Source organism: Rhodococcus sp. 14-2483-1-1 (assembly GCF_002259335.1).
GTDB lineage: Bacteria > Actinomycetota > Actinomycetes > Mycobacteriales > Mycobacteriaceae > Rhodococcoides.
The window spans coordinates 237,329-258,463 of the sequence record NZ_NPFX01000002.1 but is presented as its reverse complement, the minus strand read 5'-3'; the positions used below and the strand labels follow the sequence as shown (position 1 = coordinate 258,463).

The following is a 21,135-nucleotide window of genomic DNA, read 5'->3' as shown; positions in this document are numbered from 1 at the left end:
TGTACATACGTACGGATATGTACTGAAAGGTAACTTCGAGTTGTCGCCGGTGAGAAAATAGAGATCGAAGTAAGCAACTTGCTCGACGTGTTCGGTGCCCACCGATCGCTGCTGGTTCAGCAGCCGGTGGGGGCGCGTGTGATTGTGGGAAAGAGAGGCATCGATTGGACCCGCTAGGTGTGGAAGGTGCTGGACACGACGACGGAGTCGGCAGTCCTGAGCATTCGTCGTTCCCCCTGTCACCGGCCCAATTGGGAATGTGGTTCGCGCAGCACGTGGACCCGGCGGTACCCGCGAACATCGCCCAGTACATCGAACTGCACGGTGATCTCGATGTGGAGCTTCTCCGCCGGGCCTCGTCCCAGGCTGCGCTCGAGCTGCAGTCCGGATTCGTGCGTCTCCTCGAGGTCGATGCCGAGCCTCGGCAGACCGTCGACCCCACTCTCGACGACTCCCTGAACTGCTTGGACCTGCGCGGTGAAGCCGACCCGCGCGCCGCCGCTCTGAAGTGGATGCACGACGACTACAGCGCGCCCATCGACATCCTCCGAGACCGGTTGATCGCCGCCACCGTTCTGCGCCTGGACGACGATGTGTGGTTCTGGTACGAGCGCGTTCACCACGTGGTGCTCGACGGTTTCGGTGCCGTCACCTTCATGAACCGCGCGGCGGAGCTGTACACGGCAGAAGTGGACGGCGTCGAGCCGACCAAGAATCTGGCGTCGGATCTGACCAAGGTCTACGACATCGACGTGGCCTACCGAGACTCGACCCGCTTCGAGGCCGACCGCGAGTACTGGGCGTCGCGCATCGAGGGCATCGACGGGGTCACCACCCTGGCCGGTCACACGGCACCGCCCGCGGCGAAGAGTCAGATCGACAGCACAGCTCTGTCCGCCGAAACCATGGAACGGCTCGAGGCCCTGCGCGCCCGGACCGACACGACCATGGCCACCATCGTCATCGGTGCTTTCGCCGCCTACCTCGCTCAGATGACCGGCCGCGAGGACGTCGTGCTCTCGCTCCCGGTGACTGCGCGTACCACCGCGGTCCTTCGCCGCTCCGGCGGAATGGTCTCCAACGTCGTGCCTCTGCGGCTCGATGTCGCAGGCGACACCACCGTCGAAACCCTTCTCGGACGCGTCAACGCCGAGGTCTCCGGAGCCCTGCGGCACCAGCGATACCGGCACGAGGACATTCGCCGTGACGCGGGCGGTGCCAGCGGTCAGGCATCGTTCTTCGGCCCGTGGGTCAACATCATGCTGTTCTTCGGCGAGGTACGCCTGGGTTCGATGGTCGGCGGCATCAACATCCTCTCCACCGGCCTGATCGAGGATTTCGGGCTCAACCTGTACACGAGCGTGGCCGGTTCCTCGACCCACATCGACTTCGAGTCCAACCCCAACTTGTACGGGTCGGAGCAGTCCGGGCGAAACCACGAACGGTTCGTCGACTTCATCGGTCGGTTCGTGGCGTCGGCGCCGAACGATCGGGTGTGGGATCTCGCGCTGACGGACGGTGACGAGCGTGAGTTGGTCGTGGCGCAATGGAACGCCACCGATCACGAAACCGACCCGCTCACGCTGCTGTCGGCCTTCGAAGCGGCAGCTGCAGCGAATCCCGGCGCAACAGCGCTCGTGTACGAGGGCGAGGCGCTCACCTACGGCGATCTCGCGGCGCGAGTGAACGTGCTCGCTCGACACCTGATCGAGATGGGCGTAGGCCCCGAGACGCTCGTCGGACTCTCGATCCGTCGTTCGTTCGACCTCGTCGTCGGCATGTACGCCGTCGTGGCGGCCGGCGGTGCCTGGGTGCCGATCGATCCCGACCACCCCGCCGAGCGCACGGCGTACATCCTGGACTCCGCGCAGCCGCGCTGTGTGTTGATCTCCTCGTCCGACGACGTTGCCCTGCCCGATGGAACCGAGACGGTGGCAGTCGATCTTCTCGACTACGCCTCGCGGTCCACCACGCCGATCCGCGACGCCGAACGTACCGCGCCACTGCGTCTTTCGAACACCGCATACGTGATCTACACGTCCGGCTCGACCGGACGACCGAAGGGCGTGGCGGTCGAGCATCGGGCGATCCACAACCAGATGGAGTGGATGCTCGCGGAGTACCCGATGGACGCCTCCGACGTCTATCTGCAGAAGACGGCCACCACCTTCGACGTCTCGCTCTGGGGGTTCTTCCTTCCGTTGCGGGTCGGCGCGACGATGGTGCTCGCGACACCCGATGGGCATCGCGATTCGGTGTACGTGGCCAACAAGATTGCCGAACACCGAGTCACCGTCACCGATTTCGTGCCGTCCATGTTGACGGTCTTCGTCGCCAATGCGCCGGTGCACACGTGCAGTTCGCTGCGACACGTGTTCGTGATCGGTGAGGCGCTGCCGGTCGAGACCGCCGCGTCGTTCCGGGCGATATCCCCTGCGGGACTGCACAATCTCTACGGCCCCACCGAGGCTGCCGTCTCCGTGACGTACTACCCCAGCGGCCCGCAGGACAGTCGGACAGTTCCGATCGGTGTGCCCGAATGGAACACGAAGGCGTTCGTTCTCGACAGTCGCTTGCGCCCCACACCGATCGGCGAGTCGGGTGAGCTCTACCTCGCCGGAGTGCAGCTCGCGCGCGGGTACGTGGGCCGGCCGGATCTGAGTTCGGATCGCTTCGTGGCCAATCCGTTCGGCGTCGGCGGCGACCGGATGTACCGCACCGGCGACCTCGTGCGCTGGCGTAGTGACGGAGTTCTGGATTACATAGGACGCACCGATTTTCAGGTCAAGTTCCGCGGCCAGCGCATCGAGCTCGGCGAGATCGAGACGGTTCTGCTCTCCCACGAATCCATCTCGCAGGCAGTGACTCTGGTGGCGCAGACGGTCACCGGTGACCAGTTGGTGGCCTATGTGGTCGCGGCTCCGGGGCGATCCATCGAATCCGCAGCAGCAATCGAATTCGCAGGACACGCGTTGCCGTCGTACATGGTGCCCGCGGCGGTGGTCGTCCTCGATTCTCTCCCGCTGAACACCAGCGGAAAGCTGGATCGAAAAGCGTTGCCGGAACCCGTGTTCAGCAGCGCGAAGAAGTATCGGGCACCGAAGAGCCGTGCGGACTACGTGGTGGCGGGCATCTACGAGGATCTGCTCGGGGCCTCCAAGGTCGGTCTGGACGAAGACTTCTTCGAGCTCGGTGGCAACTCGCTGATCGCTACTCAGTTGGTGACCCGAGTGGGCAGTGCACTGGGAGTGCGGCTCGGCGTCCGGGAGCTGTTCGAGGCTCCCACCGTCGGCGCGCTCGCGGCCAGGGCGGAATCGGCGGCTCGGCTCGGCGCGGACGTACCGGTGCTGGAGGCCAAGGAACGGCCCGAGCGCATCCCGCTTTCGCCTGCGCAGCAGCGCATGTGGTTCCTCAACCGTTTCGACCCCACCACTGCGGTGTACAACCTGCCGTTCTCCGTCCGTCTGACCGGCCCCCTCGACGTGGTCGCCCTGTCGGCTGCATTCGCCGACGTCGTCGATCGACACGAGACGTTGCGGACCGTGTACCCCGAGGTGGACGGCTCACCCGAGCAGGTCGTGCTCGAGGCAGCTCGCACCCCGGCAACGATCCTGCCGGTGCGCATCGACCGCCGCGACCTGGGCGGCCGCCTGCACGAACTGGTCGGAAAGGGCTTCGACGTCACGGTCGACACACCCTTCCGAATCGCGCTCTTCGAGATCTCACCGACCGAGCACGAACTCGCCATGGTGCTGCACCACATCGCCGCCGACGGGGCGTCGTTCGGTCCGCTCGCACGGGACGTGCTCGTGGCCTACGCGAGCCGGATCAACGGGCGCGCACCGGAATGGACGCCGCTCGAGGTCCAGTACGCGGACTATGCATTGTGGCAGCGGGCTGTGCTCGGCCCCGAGACCGATCCTCTGTCGATGGCCTCCCGTGAAATCGCCTACTGGAGCGCGACTCTCGAGGATCTGCCCGATCAGCTGGCCCTGCCGTCGAGCAGGCCGCGCCCTGCGGTGTCCTCGAACGCCGGCAGCAAGCTGCGCGTCGACGTTCCGGCGGGGCTGCACGCCTCGTTGGCACACCTGGCGCGCGCGAACAACGCCTCGCTGTTCATGGTGATGCAGGCCGCGTACGCGCTGCTGCTCGCCCGACTGAGCGGCACCACCGACATCGCCATCGGAGCACCGGTTGCGGGCCGCGGCGAGCCCGCACTCGACGACCTGGTCGGCATGTTCGTCAACACCCTCGTGTTGCGCACCGACGTCGATCCCGCGTTGACGTTCGAGGAACTGCTCGAACGAGTCCGCGACACCGACCTGTCTGCGTACGCCCACGCGGATGTGCCGTTCGAGCGACTCGTCGAGGTGCTCAATCCGGTGCGCTCGACGTCGAGGCATCCGTTGTTCCAGGTTGCGATCTCGTTGGAATCTGCGATGTCGCGCGAGCTCGAAGTCGGTGGACTCCGCGCGGAAGCCGCCGAATTCGATGTTCCCATCGCCAAATTCGACGTCCAGCTGTGGCTGACCGAGCACCTCGACGACGGAGTGCCCGCGGGCATCGACGCGGTGTTCGAGTACGCCACAGATCTCTTCGATGCAGAACTCGTGAACAGTTTCGCGCGCCGATTCCTCGACATTCTGGACGCTGTCACCATCGACCCGACGGTTCCTGTCGGTGACGTCGACATCGTCGATGCCGCGGAGTACGAATGCGTGGCATCGCAATGGAACGCGTCGGGAGTCGACGTCTCTCGTGAGGTAACGCTGGTCGACCTCCTGAACGCAGCGGCGTCCGAGAAGCCGAACGCCGTCGCGGTGCGCTTCGGCGGCACGTCGATGACGTACGCCGAGTTCGACGCCCGCACCAATCGTCTTGCCCGAGTCCTGATCTCCCATGGCGTCGGCCCCGAGAGCCTGGTCGCCGTCGCCCTGCCGAGGTCGGCAGAGCTCATCGTCGCCCTCGTGGCGGTCGTCAAGGCCGGCGGCGGTTATCTTCCGGTGGATCCGAGCTACCCGCTCGACCGCGTCGAGTACATGCTCGACGATGCCCGACCCACCACCGTGCTGTACTCCGGTGCCGAAGGCGTCGAGTTGCCGGTGGATGTCGAATCACACACCGGCGCAACGTTGCTCGACATGGACACCGTCGATCTCGTGTCGATGGCGGACGGCGTCGTCACCGACGAAGAACGGACGCGTCCCCTGCGTCCCGACAACGTCGCCTACGTCATCTACACCTCGGGCTCGACCGGTCGACCCAAGGGCGTGATGGTGCCGCATCGCAACGTGGTTCGGCTGCTCGCCAACACCGATTCGGTCTACGGCTTCGGTGCCGACGACGTGTGGACCATGTTCCACTCCTACGCATTCGACTTCTCGGTGTGGGAGCTGTGGGGCCCGTTGCTCTACGGCGGCACATTGGTGGTCGTGGACTACTTCACCTCGCGATCGCCGGAGGCATTCCACCGACTGCTCGTCGACGAGCGGGTGACAGTGCTGAACCAGACGCCATCGGCGTTCTATCAGCTCTCCGAGGCCGATCGCGTCGCGGTGACCGACGGAGGTGAGCTGTCGCTGCGGTACGTGATCTTCGGCGGTGAAGCACTCGAGCAGCGTCGGCTCACCGGGTGGTTCGAGCGGCACGGGGACACCGCACCGCGGCTGATCAACATGTACGGCATCACCGAGACCACCGTCCACGTGTCGTACCGTGAGCTCGGTTCTGCGTCCGTGGGGACCAGTGCATCGGTGGTCGGCAAGCCGATCGCCGGTCTGCGCGTGTTCGTGCTCGATACCCGACTGCATCCGGTTCCGGTGGGTGTTCCCGGCGAAATGTACGTCGGTGGTGGACAACTCGCCCGCGGTTACCTGGGTCGCCGAGCGCTGACATCGACCCGCTTCGTGGCGAACCCGTTCGCCTCGGGGTCCGAGGATGGGGCGCTGCTGTACCGAACGGGTGACCTCGCGCAATGGAACGCCGGGGGAGAACTCGAGTACCTCGGACGCTCGGACGATCAGGTCAAGGTGCGCGGATTCCGCATCGAGCTGGGCGAGGTCGAGGCTGCGGTGACAGCGCAGCCGACGGTCACCCAGGCTGCCGTCGTCGTTCGTGAGGATTCGCCGGGCGCGGCGCGTCTGGTGGCGTACGTGGTCTCCGCTGCGGTCGAGGGTCGCCCGATCGTCGACATCGAAGACCTCAGGGCCGGTATCGCTGCAGCTCTTCCGGAATACATGGTGCCGTCTGCTTTCGTTGTGCTGGACGCCATTCCGTTGACGGTCAACGGCAAGCTCGATCGCCGGGCACTGCCGGCACCGGTGTTCGAGGTACGCGAGTTCCGCGCTCCGACCACGCCGATCGAGGAGATCGTCGCCGACGTCTTCGCAGACGTGCTCGGGGTCGAGCGGGTGGGGCTCGACGACGACTTCTTCGAGCTAGGCGGCAACTCGTTGATCGCCACCCAGGTGGTCTCACGATTGGGAGTGGCACTCGATGCCACTGTTCCGGTGCGCATGTTGTTCGAGGCCTCGACCGTCGCCCTGCTCGCGGTGCGGGTCGAGCAAGCCGCGGGCGAAGGTGGACGCACCGCGCTGGTCGCGGCGGTGCGGCCGGAGCGAATCCCGCTGTCGCTGGCGCAGCAGCGAATGTGGTTCCTCAACAGGTTCGACGCCGATTCCACCGCGTACAACATTCCGTTCGCGTTGAAGTTGACCGGCGAGCTGGATGTCGCGGCACTGCAGGTTGCGATCATGGACGTGATCGACCGGCACGAGTCGCTGCGCACGGTGTACCCCGATACCGCCCACGGCCCACAGCAGTCCATTCTCGACGCCGCTCAGACGGTGCCGAATCTGATGCCCATTCCGACGTCTGCGGCCGACATCCAGCGGCAGGTTTTCACGTTGGCTTCGACGACGTTCGACGTGACCGTCAATGTTCCGATTCAGGCCCGACTGTTCGAGATCGGCCCTCGTGAACACGTCATCGCCATGGTGGTGCACCACATTTCGGCCGACGGATGGTCCATGGGCCCGCTGGCGCGCGACATCATGATCGCGTATGCCTCGCGCACTGCCTGGGAGAACCCGGCATGGATGCCGTTGGAGGTGCAGTACGCCGATTACAGCCTGTGGCAGCGCTCGGTTCTCGGATCCGAGGACGATCCGGAATCGCTGATCTCCGGCCAGGTCGACTACTGGGCTCAGATGCTGGCCGGGTTGCCGGATCAGCTCGATCTGCCGACCGACCGACCTCGACCGAATCGCCAGTCCTACCAGGGCTCGTCGATCCGCTTCGAGGTGCCGGCCGAGGTCCATCGCGGCCTCTCTTCGCTGGCCCATACGCACAACGCGTCACTGTTCATGGTCGTCCACGCTGCTCTGGCGGTGCTGCTCGCGCGCCTCTCGGGCACCGAGGACATTGCGATCGGCACCCCGGTCGCCGGTCGCGGCGACGCAGCCCTCGACGACGTGGTCGGCATGTTCGTCAACACGCTCGTACTGCGTACCGATATCGAAGCGGGTCGCACGTTCTCGGAGCAGATCGGGCGCGCAAGAGAAGTAGCGCTCGGTGCGTTCGGGCACGCCGACCTTCCGTTCGAGCGCTTGGTCGAGGTGCTGAATCCGTCGCGTTCGCAGGCGCGGCATCCGCTCTTCCAGGTGATGCTCTCGTTCGAGAACCTCACTCGTACGCACGTGGACCTGCCAGGTCTGTCGGTGGACAGCGTCGCCCTCGATGCCGAGGTGGCGAAGTTCGATCTTCAGCTGACCGTCACCGAGTCGATCGGAGTGGACGGGCGCGGACAAGGCATGGCCGCCGAGTTGACGTACGCGACCGACCTGTTCGATGCGGAGACGGTGCGCGGCTTCTCCGATCGCTTCGTGCGGATGCTCACCGCAGTGGTGGCCGATCCGTCGGTGTCGGTGGGAGACATCGATCTTCTCGACGACGGTGAGCGCGCGCGAGTCGTGACGGCGTGGAACCACACCGAACACGACGTGCCGAAGCAGGTGACGCTCGTCGACCTGTTCGACCGTCAGGTCGCCGAGACTCCCGATGCGCCGGCGCTGGTGTTCGAGGGGGAGCGGCTGACGTATGCGGAGTTCGCCGCGAAAGCCAATCGCCTTGCGCGTTATCTGGTTTCGATCGGAGTCGAGCCCGACTCCCTCGTCGGACTCGCTGTCGGTCGAAGCCTCGACCTGTTCGTCGGCATGTATGCGATCGTCAAGGCGGGGGCGGGTTACGTTCCGATCGACCCGAAGCAGCCGGCCGACCGCAACGAGTACATCGTGGCCACGGCGGCACCGATTCGAGTGCTGTCCATCACGCGCGATCACGTGGAGTTCGCCGGAGTCGAAACGATCGACATCGACACGCTCGACGTGTCGACGCTGTCGTCGGCTCCGCTGACCGATGCCGATCGAATCGCCCCGCTACGACCCTCGAACACCGCATACGTGATCTTCACGTCCGGATCGACAGGCCGACCCAAGGGCGTCGGGGTGTCGCACGAAGCGATTGTCAACCGCCTGCTGTGGATGCAGCACGAGTACCGGTTGAATACCGACGACGTGGTGCTGCAGAAGACTCCGTCGACCTTCGACGTGTCGGTGTGGGAGTTCTTCTGGGCCCTGCAGAACGGCGCTTCCGTGGCCATCGCCGTCCCGGACGGTCACCGAGACGCGTTGTACCTGCTCGATGTCATTGCACGCGAGCATGTCTCGGTGGTGCACTTCGTGCCCTCCATGATGTCCGTCTTCGTTCCGGAGGTAGAACGGCGCAGGACGTCCGGTGCCTCCCTGCGGCTGGTGTTCGCCTCCGGTGAGGCTCTGGCTCCCACCACGGCCCGGGCACTGCGCCGCGCGATCGGGGGAGTGGCGCTGCACAACCTGTACGGTCCGACGGAGGCCGCGGTCGACGTGACGTATCACGCTGTGACGGACGAAGACTCGGATGTCATGCCGATCGGTGCTCCGGTGTGGAACACCGCGGTGTACGTGTTGGATTCGCGACTGAACCCCACTCCCGTCGGAGTCGCGGGTGAGCTCTATCTTGCGGGTACACAGTTGGCTCGTGGCTACGTCGGTCGCCCCGATCTGACCGCGGATCGATTCGTGGCGCATCCGTTCGCGACGGGTGGAGCTCGTCTCTACCGCACCGGCGACGTCGTGCGATGGAACCGACACGGCGAACTGGAATACGTCGGACGTTCGGACTTCCAGGTCAAGCTTCGCGGCCTGCGCATCGAACTCGGCGAGATCGAATCTGCACTGCTGGCGCAGCGTTCGATCTCCCAGGCGGTCGTCGTCGTGCGCCGCGAACAACTCGTCGGGTACGTCGTACCGTCCGGTGCCTCGGTGGACACCGGAGCCGTACTGGCCGCGCTTCGGGCACGACTGGCGGAATACATGGTGCCGTCGACTCTCATCGTGCTCGCGGAATTCCCACTGGGCGCGAGCGGAAAGCTCGATCGAAAGACGTTGCCCGATCCCGCCTTCGAGGTGACCGAGTACCGGGAACCGACGAACGAGATCGAACGTGTCGTCGCCGACGTCTTTGCTCAGGTGCTGGGTATCGAGCGGGTCGGTCTCGACGACGACTTCTTCGATCTCGGCGGAAATTCGCTCATCGCAACACAGTTGGTGTCCAGGCTGGGCGTCGCTCTGGATACCCGCATCGCGGTGCGGGAGCTCTTCGACACGTCGACAGTGGCCGACCTCGCTGCTCGGTTGGGCACGCTGGTCGCCACCGGTAGTCGCCCGCCACTGGTGCCGCAGGATCGGCCGGAACACATACCGCTGTCGTTGGCCCAGCAGCGGATGTGGTTCCTGAACAAGTTCGACGTGGAATCGGCAGCCAACAACATCCCGATCGCCGTGCGCCTGTCCGGTCTGCTCGACCGCCGCGCGATGCAGATCGCGGTGTCCGACGTCGTTGCTCGGCACGAGTCTCTGCGCACGGTGTTCCCCGAGACGGACGGCACCGCACATCAGGTGATCGTCGACGCGCAGTCGGCCACCCCCGACCTGACGCCTGTCGACATAGCCGCACACGACGTGGCGGACGCGATGCGCGAACTGGCCACCACCGGCTTCGACCTGTCCAAGGACCTGCCGTTCCGGACGAGGCTGTTCGAGGTCAGTCCCACCGAGCACCTGCTCGTGTTCGTCGTCCATCACATAGCGGCCGACGGATTCTCTCTGGGTCCGCTGACTCGTGACGTGATGAATGCCTATGCCGCGCGGTCGATGAACCAGGAACCGTACTGGTCTCCGCTGCCGGTCGATTACGCCGACTACAGCCTCTGGCAGCGCGAGGTCCTCGGTTCCGAGAGCGATCCCACCTCCATCGTCTCGCAGCAGATCGACTACTGGACAACGGCATTGGCCGGTCTACCCGACCAGTTGGATGTGCCGTCGGATCGTCCGCGGCCCGCCGTTGCCTCGAACAGCGGTGCGCTGGTGCGCTTCTCGATCGACGAGGATCTGCATCGCGGCCTGATCGACGCCGCGAGAGCCGAGAACGCCTCGCTGTTCATGGTGGTGCACACCTCGCTGGCGGTATTGCTGTCGCGCTTGTCCGGTGAAGCCGACATCGCGATCGGCACTCCGGTGGCCGGTCGTGGCGAGGCCGCTCTCGACGACCTGATCGGCATGTTCGTCAACACCCTGGTCCTGCGCACCGAGATCGATACGTCCCGGCGGTTCGACCAGGTGCTTGCCGACGCCCGAGAAACCGACCTGTCGGCTCTGGCTCACGTGGACGTACCGTTCGAGCGACTGGTCGAAATCCTCAATCCCGCCCGATCCACGGCTCGTCATCCCCTCGTGCAGGTGGTGCTCGCGTTCCAGAACCTGGGTCAGAAAGACCTGGAACTGCCGGGACTGTCGGTGTCCACCGTCGACTTCGAAACCGTGGTCTCGCTGTTCGATCTCCAATTCACCTTCGTGGAGAAGATCGGTCCGGCCGGTGCCCCACAGGGCATGGTCGTCGACGTCACCTACGCGACGGATCTGTTCGACGAGGACACCGTCCTCGTTCTGTGCGAGCGGTTGGTCACCGTCCTGGGTTCGGTCGCGGAGAACCCCGCGGCCGTGGTCGGCGAGATCGAGCTTCTCGACGACAGTGAACGCACCCGAGTCCTCCGTGAGTGGAACGACACCGAGCATCCCGTCGACCGCTCGCAGACCTTGGTCTCGTTGTTCGAGGCCCAGGTCGAGAAGACCCCGGACGCAACGGCTCTGGTGTTCGAGGGTGAGTCGCTGACGTACGCGGAGTTCTCGAGTCGCGTCAACCGACTCGCTCGCGTGCTGATCTCTCGCGGAGTCGGGCCGGAGACATCGGTTGCCGTCGCCGCTCGTCGGTCGATCGAGCTGCTCGTCGCCATTCATGCCATCGTCACGGCCGGCGGTGCCTACGTACCCATCGATCCGGACCAGCCTGCCGAACGTACGGGCCACATCCTCGACACCGCGGCTCCGGTCTGCATCCTGACGACCGACCGCGACGGGTTCTCCTTCGTCTCGGACGTCCCCGTTCTCGACATCGCCGAGAATTCGGCCGCGGGTCTCGACGTGTCGGACGCTCCGATCGGTGACGCGGATCGACGTGCCCCACTGCTGCCGTCGAACGCCGCGTACGTCATCTTCACCTCGGGTTCCACCGGTACCCCCAAGGGTGTTGCGGTGACACACATATCCATCGTCAACCGCCTGTCGTGGATGCGAGAGCACTTCCCTCTGACTGCCGACGACGTGATGCTGCAGAAGACCCCGGTGACGTTCGACGTCTCGGTACCGGAGCTGTTCTTCCCGTTGCAGATCGGTGCGACGTTGGTGATCGCGAAACCGGACGGTCACCGCGACCCCACGTATCTCGTCGATCTCATCGTCGAACGATCCATCACCGCTGCTCATTTCGTGCCTGCACTGCTCGAGGTGTTCGTCGGAGAGGACGGTGTTTCGCGCGCCGAGTCTCTGCGGATGGTGTTCGCGTCCGGTGAGGCTCTGTCCGCTGGCGTGGGCGCTCGACTACGGGCCGTGTTGCCGAACACGACACTGCACAATCTGTACGGTCCGACCGAGGCTGCGGTCGAGGTGACCTCGTACGACGTGACGGAGGCCGACGTCGACGTGGTGCCGATCGGTGCCCCGGTGTGGAACACCCACACGTACGTGCTGGATTCACGTTTGCGACCGGTTGCTCCCGGAGTCGCCGGCGAGCTCTACCTCGCGGGTGTGCAGTTGGCGCGCGGATATCTGGACCGTTCCGATCTGACCGCCGACCGTTTCGTCGCCGACCCCTACGGCGAGCGCGGCGACAGAATGTATCGCACGGGCGACCTGGTCCGTTGGCGTGACGAGAACCGTCCGGGCATCGCCGGATCGGGTGGGGTCCTGGAATACCTGGGCCGCACCGACTTCCAGGTCAAGCTTCGCGGTCTGCGCATCGAACTGGGCGAGATCGAAACCGTGTTGCGGCGCCATCCGGGTGTCGGATCGGCTGTGGTGCTCGTGCATTCGAGCGAGGTGACCGGCGATCAGCTCGTCGCGTACGTCGTGCCTACTCCTGGGTCGACCCTCGACCCGGCCGAGCTGACCGAGACAGCCGCGGGTTCATTGATCTCGTACATGGTCCCTGCGGCGTTCGTCGTGCTCGATTCCCTGCCACTCACACCGAGCGGCAAGCTCGACCGTCGATCGCTCCCGGATCCCGAGATCGTTCAGCGCGAGTTCCGAGCACCGAGCACGGCCACGGAAATGGTTGTGTCCGATGTGTTCCGCGAGATTCTGGGCGTGGACCGAGTGGGTGCGGACGACGAATTCTTCGCACTCGGTGGAAACTCACTGGTGGCGACGAGAGTGGCGTCGCGTATCGGCGTCGCACTCGACACCACCGTGTCGGTTCGCGCGATCTTCGAGGCCGCCACGGTGTCTGCGCTCGCAGCCCGACTCGACGAACAGACCGGTTCCGGTGGACGAAAGTCGTTGGTGCGCATCGAGTTGCCCGAGACGATCCCGCTGTCGCTCGCGCAACGCCGAATGTGGTTCCTGAACCAGTTCGACGTCGACGCCGCAACGAACAACCTTCCGGTGGCCATCGAGCTGACCGGCACGCTCGACGTCGAAGCCCTGGCTGCCGCCGTCGCCGACGTCGTCGAGCGCCACGAGTCGTTGCGCACGATGTATCCCGAGGTCGACGGAACTGCGTCGCAGGTCATCGTCGACGCCGCGCTGGTGGTTCCGGAACTGCACGCCCGTTCGGTCGCCGAGGCCGAGGTCGTCGGTGCGCTCACCGATCTGTTCATGGGCGGATTCGACGTTGCGACGGTACCGCCGCTGCGCGCAGCGTTGCTGCAGATCGAACAGGACCGTCACGTCCTTGCGTTCGTGACCCACCACATCGCTGCCGACGGCTACTCGATGGGACCGTTGACCCGTGATCTGATGATCGCCTACGGGGCCAGGTCTTCCGGCGCGGCACCGAACTGGGAGCCACTGCCGGTTCGCTACGTGGACTACACCCTGTGGCAGCTCGCGGAGCTCGGTTCCGAGGACGACCCGCAGTCGCCGATCGCGACGCAGATTCGGCATTGGTCGCACACGCTGTCCGGACTACCCGACGAAATCACGTTCCCCGGTGATCGGCCTCGCCCGGACACCGCGTCGTATCGCGGCGGAAACGTCGTCCTCACTGTCGGTGCTGTAACCCGGGCGAGCCTGGTGGATCTGGCCCGCGACCATCGGTCGTCTCTGTTCATGGTGCTGCACACCGCACTCGCCGTACTGCTCGCGCGACTGTCGGGTGAGCGGGACATCGCGATCGGTACGCCGGTCGCAGGCCGCGGCGACGCGGCACTGGACGATGTGATCGGCATGTTCGTCAACACCCTGGTGTTGCGCACGGACGTCGCGTTGGATTCGTCGTTCGTCGCTGCGCTGGAACATGTTCGGGAAACGGATCTGTCGGCCTTCGGCCACGCGGACGTACCGTTCGAGCGTCTCGTGGAGGCTCTCGATCCGGCTCGTTCGGCCGCGCGACACCCGTTGATCCAGGTGATGCTGACCGTGCAGAACATGGAGCAGACCGAACTCGAGCTGCCCGGACTGCACGTGCGCGGACTCGACCTCGACATCGTCACGGCCAAGTTCGATCTGCAGTTCACGTTCACCGACAATGCCGACGGCAGCACGCGACTAGACGTCACCTATGCTCGCGACCTCTACGACGAGGACACCGCCCGCAGCTTCGGTACCCGGTTGTTGCGCATTCTCGACACGGTCGCCGAGAACTACAGCGCTCCGGTGGGAACCATCGAGTTGATGGACACGGCCGAGCGTGACCACGTTCTGGCGCTTGCCCGTACGGCACCCGCCGTCGCGGATACGCCGGAGACGCTGGTGGACCTGTTCGCCGCTCGCGCCGCCGAGGCACCCGAATCGGTTGCCGTGGTGTTCGGCGATCGCAGCTCGACCTACCGGCAGATCGACGAGGCATCCAATGCTCTGGCCCGCCGCCTGTCGGCGGTCGGAGTGGGGGCGGAAAGCCTTGTCGCCGTGGTTCTTCCGCGGTCCACCGACCTCGTCGTCGGCTTGCTCGGCGTGCTCAAAGCAGGTGGCGGCTACGTCCCGATCGATCCGTCCTACCCGGCCGATCGCATCGAGTTCGTGCTGACCGACTCGCGTCCTGCCGCCCTGTTGACCTGGTCCGGGGTCGAGGTGGATCTGCCGACGACATTGCCGCGGGTAGAGATCGACTCGTCCGACGACGCGGTCGACACTGCGCCGTTGAACCCGACCGAACTGCGTTCACCGCGCTCCGACGCACACGTCGCCTACGTGATCTACACGTCGGGGTCAACCGGTAAGCCCAAGGGCGTGGTGATTCCGCATCGCAATGTCGTTCGCCTGCTCGCGAACACACAGAGCGAGTTCGACTTCGGTCCCGAGGACGTGTGGACGCTGTTCCATTCCTTCGCTTTCGACTTCTCGGTCTGGGAGCTGTGGGGGCCGCTCACCACCGGCGGCACCGTGGTCGTCGTGGACTACTACACGTCACGGTCACCGGAAGCTCTGCGCGAGTTGCTGGTTTCCGAGCGGGTCACCGTGCTCAACCAGACACCGTCGGCCTTCTACCAGTTGGACGAGGCCGATCGAACCGCCGCCACAGCGGCCGATTACGCGCTGCGGTTCGTGATCTTCGGTGGCGAGGCACTCGAGCTGCGCAGGCTGTCCGGTTGGTTCGCCAGGCACGGTGACAGTCGTCCGCGACTGGTCAACATGTACGGAATCACCGAGACCACGGTGCACGTGTCGCACCGCGAGCTCGATGTGACCTCGGCCGCGTCCGCCTCGGGATCTCTGGTGGGACGGGCGATTACAGGACTCGCGGTCTACGTACTCGACTCCCGGCTCGGGCTTCTTCCGGTCGGAGTTCCCGGCGAGATGTACGTCTCGGGCGGCCAGGTCGCGCGCGGATATCTCGGACGAGCAGGATTGAGCGCCACCCGTTTCGTGGCCGATCCGTTCGCTGCGGACGGATCGGTGCTGTACCGCACCGGCGATGTCGCACGGTGGTCCGGTTCGGGCGAACTCGAGTTCGTCGGGCGAGCCGACGATCAGGTCAAGATCCGCGGATTCCGGATCGAGCTGGGCGAGGTCGAATCCGCTGTCGTCGCAGCGGCGACCGTGGGCCAGGCAGCCGTGATCGCTCGCGAGGACACTCCGGGCTCGGCGCGACTGGTTGCATACGTGGTGCCCGCTGCGGGTGCTGTCGTGGACGTCGACACCCTGCGCTCGTCGGTCGCCGAGAACCTCCCCGACTACATGGTGCCGTCCGCGTTCGTCGTACTCGACACCATTCCGTTGACGGTCAACGGAAAGCTCGACCGGCGCGCGCTTCCCGCGCCCGCAGCTCAGCTTCGGCAGTTCCGTTCGCCGTCCACCCCGATCGAGGAGATCGTTGCCGGTGTCTTCGCCGGTGTGCTGGGAGTGGATCGCGTCGGACTCGACGACGACTTCTTCGAGCTCGGTGGAAACTCGCTCGTTGCAACCCAGGTGGTTTCGCGGATCGGTGCCGCCCTCGGCCGAAACGTGCCGGTGCGGATGCTGTTCGAGGCATCGACGGTCGAGTCGCTGGCGCACCGTGTCGAACGCAGCTCCGGGCCCGAGCGCCCTGCGCTGGTGGCGCGGCCGCGCCCGGACTTCGTCCCGTTGTCGCTCGCGCAGCAGCGCATGTGGTTCCTCAACCGGTTCGACAACTCGTCGACGGCCTACAACATCCCGTTCGCGATGCGCTTGAGCGGCAACCTCGACGTCGACGCGCTCGAGCAGGCTGTCCTCGACGTGATCGAACGCCACGAGACCCTGCGTTCGGTGTACCCGGACTCACCGGACGGACCACATCAGGTGATCGTGCCGATGTCCGAGGTGCGCACAGCACTCACCGTCGTGGACACCGATGCCGAATCCGTCGCTACCCGCGTCGGTGAACTGTTGGCGACCACCTTCGACGTCACCGCGTCGATCCCGTTGCAGGCGGTGCTCTTTCGGGTGTCCGACACCGAGTTCGTGCTCGGAATGGTCATCCACCACATCAGTGCCGACGGGTTGTCGACCGTTCCCCTCTCGACCGACGTGATGACGGCGTACGCCGCGCGCTCACGCCGGTCCGATCCGCAGTGGTCTCCACTGGCCGTCCAATACGCCGACTACGCGCTGTGGCAGCGGGAGGTACTCGGCGACGACGGCGATGCCGACTCGATCGCAGCGCAACAGATTCGGTACTGGACGGACGCGTTGGCCGACCTTCCCGAGCAACTGGATCTGCCGTTGGATCACCCACGGCCTGCCGAGCAGACCTTCCGCGGCAGCCGCATCGATTTCCACATCGATGCCGAGGTCCAGGCTGCTCTGGTCGCACTCGCGCGTACCCACAACGCCACGGTGTTCATGGCCGTGCACGCAGCATTCGCGACACTGCTGGCTCGCATCTCCGGATCGCAGGACATCGTGGTCGGTACTCCGATCGCCGGCCGCGGCGAAGCGGAGATCGAGAATCTCGTCGGCATGTTCGTCAACACGTTGGTGTTGCGTCTCGACGCGCGCGCCGATGCCAGCTTCGAGGACCTTCTGGTCGCGGCTCGCGAGACCGACCTGCAGGCATTCGCACACGCGGACATTCCGTTCGAGCGTCTGGTCGAGGTGGTGAATCCGGCACGTTCGACGGCTCGGCATCCGCTGTTCCAGGTGGGTTTCTCCTTCCAGAACTTCGTGCGCCGCAGCTTCGAGTTGGACGGTCTCGACATCTCGGCACTCGACACCGACTCGACGACGTCTCAGTTCGATCTGCACCTGATCGTCACCGACACGCCCGGATCGAGCGACCCCCAGAGCGGGGAGCACGGCGGGTTCGGGGCGATGTTGACCTACGCCACAGATCTGTTCGACGAGCGAACCGCCCGGACTCTGGTCGATCGGTTCCAGCAACTGTTGGCCGCAATCGTCGCATCGCCTGCGACCGCCATCGGCGATCTGGATCTCCTGCTCGGCGACGAGCGCGAGACCATCGTCTCGCGCTGGAACGACACGGATCGCAGCATCTCCGAGAGCACGCTGACCGACCTGTTCGCTGCATCGGCCGCGCGAGATCGCAGCGCCGTGGCTCTGATCCACGACGACGGCACACTCACCTACGGTGAGTTCTCCGATCGCGTCGCACGGCTGGCGCGTCACCTGATCTCTGTGGGGGTCGGACCCGAAGTACGTGTGGGCCTTGCAATTCGGCGCTCCGTCGATCTCCTCGTCGGCATGTACGCGATCTCGGCCGCGGGCGGTGCGTATGTTCCGCTCGACCCGGATCAGCCTTTCGAACGCAACTCGTTCGTCCTCGAGACGGCCGAACCCCTGTGTGTGCTCGTCGCCGCGAACGGTGCAGACGAGGACGGGATCGCCTCGGTCGCGACGGCCGTCGACATCACACAGCTGGACCTGTCCGGCTATGCCGCCGAGCCGGTGGCTCCGCACGAGCGGACGTCGTTGCTGCGCCCGGAGAACACCGCGTACGTCATCTTCACCTCCGGTTCGACCGGGCGACCCAAGGGCGTCGCGGTGAGCCACGGTGCCATCGTCAATCAACTCGAGTGGATGCGTGAGGAGTACGGCCTCGGTACCGAGGACGCGTCGCTGCTCAAGACGGCGGCAACGTTCGACCTCTCGGTGTGGGAGTTCTGGTCTCAGCCGACGTCGGGCGGACGAGTCGTCATCGCGGCTCCCGACGGGCATCGCGATCCGGATTACCTCCTGGCGGCAATCCGCGAGCACGAGGTGACGACGCTGCATCTGGTGCCGTCGACGTTGACGATGCTGACCACTGTCGCAGGCGGTTCCCTCGGACCCTCCTTGCGTCGTGTGCTGGCCATCGGCGAAGCACTTCCGGCTGCTCTGGCGCAGGACTTCCGGCGTCGGAACACCGCCGAGCTGTACAACCTGTACGGGCCGACCGAGGCCGCCGTGTCGGTGACGGCTCACCCGGTGACCGATGCCGACACGGTTGTCGTTCCCATCGGTGTGCCGGAAGCGAACACTGCTGTCCACGTTCTCGATTCGCGTCTGCACCCGGTTCCGGCCGGAATCACGGGTGAGCTGTACCTCGCCGGTGATCAGCTCGCACGCGGGTACTTCGGCCGCCAGGATCTCACTGCGGAACGATTCGTTGCGAACCCGTTCTCGGTGGACGGCGGGCGGATGTACCGCACCGGAGACCTGGTGCGGTGGCGTCTGGCGGACGGCGATTCCGAGGGTGCCGAAAGTGCACGACTCGAGTACGTCGACCGAGTCGACTTCCAGGTCAAGATCCGGGGATTCAGGATCGAGCTCGGCGAGATCGAAGCCGCCGTGCGCGCACTGCCTCAGATCGCCGAGACTGCCGTGGTGGTCCACCGGGACTCGGTGGTCGGTCAGCAGTTGGTCGCGTACCTGGTGGGTGTCGACGGATCGGCTCCCGACACGGCGGCGGCCGAGAAGGATCTCGCGCGCGTGCTGCCGTCGTACATGGTCCCGGCCGCGTTCGTTGTGCTCGAACGGCTTCCGCTCAACGCCAACGGCAAGCTCGATCGCGCGGCACTTCCGCACCCGCAGTTCGAGACAGCCGAGTTCCGGGCACCGGTGGGACCCGTCGAGGAGATCGTCGCGCAGACCGTCGTCGATCTGCTCGGCCTCGACCGCGCCGGACGAGACGACGATTTCTTCGCGCTCGGCGGAAACTCGTTGATCGCAACGCAGTTGGTGTCCCGTCTCGGACAGGCGCTCGATGCGCAAGTTCCGGTACGCGCTGTGTTCACCGCCTCGACGGTCGAGGGCCTCGCAGCTCACATCGCGCCCCTCGTCGGTGGGGGAGCCCGTCGGGAGCTGACCTCGGTCGCGCGGCCCGAAGTCTTGCCGCTCTCGGTGGCCCAGGACCGGATGTGGACGATCAACCGAGTCGATCCGGAGTCCGGCGCATACAACATCCCGGTGGCGGTCCGATTGACCGGCGAGCTCGACGTAGCTGCTCTCGCGGCGGCGTTCGACGACGTGGTGGCCCGACACGAGATTCTGCGGACCCGGTATCCGGAGGGCACGGACGGCCCGATGCAACTCATCGGATCGGTCGCCGACGTCGGGGTCGACCTGACCCCGGAGAAGGTCGACCGAGACGCGTTGCCTGCCCGCCTGATGGAAGTACTGGGAACCGGCTTCGACGTCACGACGGCGGTGCCGGTCCGTGCAGCTCTGCTCGAGATCGGTGCGGACGAGCACGTACTGGCCGTCGTTGCGCACCATATTTCTGCCGACGGTTTCTCCATGGGCCCGCTCATCCGTGACGTGATGGTGGCCTACACGGCCCGCGTCGACGGAGGCATGCCCGCGTGGGAGCCGCTCGACGTCCAATACGCCGACTTCGCGATCTGGCAGCGCGAGGTACTCGGCAGCGAGACCGACCCGGACAGCGCGCTCGCCCGACAGCTGTCCTACTGGACCGAGCGACTGTCCGGAGCTCCGGAAGTGCTCGAACTGCCGACGGATTCACCGCGTCCGGCTCGGCCGTCGATGCACGGCGCGGCCTATCGGTTCACCATCGGCCGGGATGTCGCCGGTCGCATCGAGGCGATCGCGCGCGAGCACGCGGCCACCACGTTCATGGTGGTCCACAGCGCGTTCGCTGTCCTGCTCTCGCGGCTGAGCAACTCCACCGACATCAGCATCGGCACGCCGAGCGCCGGCCGCGGTGAGCAGAAACTGGACGACCTGGTCGGCATGTTCGTCAACACCCTGGTTCTGCGAACCCGAGTGCAGCGCGCCGATTCGTTCCTGGATCTGCTGCAGCAGGCCAAGGAGACCGATCTCGCTGCGTTCGGCAACGCGGACGTACCGTTCGAGCGGCTCGTCGATGCGCTCGGTCGGGCCAGGTCCACTGCGTACACGCCGTTGTTCCAGGTGATGCTGACGTTCCAGAACCACACCACCGGAACGTTCGAGCTGCCAGGACTACGCATCGATGCGCTCGACGCCGGCGACGACCAGGCGAAGTTCGACCTGCAGTTGACCGCGGTCGAGTCGTTCGACGAGGCGGGATCACTCGCTGCGATCGAGGCGACGTTCACCTACGCCACGGCGCTGTTCACCGAGGCGAGTGTCGCGACCTTCGCCGAGCGCTTCGGAAAGATCCTCGAATCGGTCACGGCCGATCCGACGGTGGCCGTGGGCTCCATCGACGTTCTCACCGACGACGAGAAGGCCGAGTTCGCACCCAAGGCCACTCCGAAGACGATCGACGACCTGCCCGAGTTGGTGGCGCAGGCCGCTGCCGTGGCACCGGACGAGATCGCGTTCGAGCACGAGTCGACGCGAGTGACGTTCGCGGCGATGAACACCAGAGTGGCGCAGACGTCGGCGACGATGGGCGGTGCCATGAAGCCGCAGGCACTCATGACGGTGACATTGTCCGCTCTGGTGCCCGGCATACTTCCGGCCCTCGGTGCACAAGGGCTCACCACGGCTCTGGCATCGTTGATCGAACGTGCGGAGTCGGTGATCGCGTCATCGTGAGCGGCGGCGATCCCGGCGGCACGTATCCCCGCCGACCGCGCGGGGC

Annotated in this window: 1 protein-coding gene; it reads left to right on the top strand. The window is 65.6% G+C overall.

Translation table 11 applies throughout. The features are described 5' to 3' along the window. Window positions 1-179 precede the first annotated feature (179 nt). Window positions 180-21,089: a non-ribosomal peptide synthase/polyketide synthase gene (locus CH294_RS01090; protein WP_249304967.1), complete on the top strand. Its 20,910-nt coding sequence runs from the start codon at window positions 180-182 to the stop codon at window positions 21,087-21,089. Window positions 21,090-21,135: the final 46 nt, after the last annotated feature.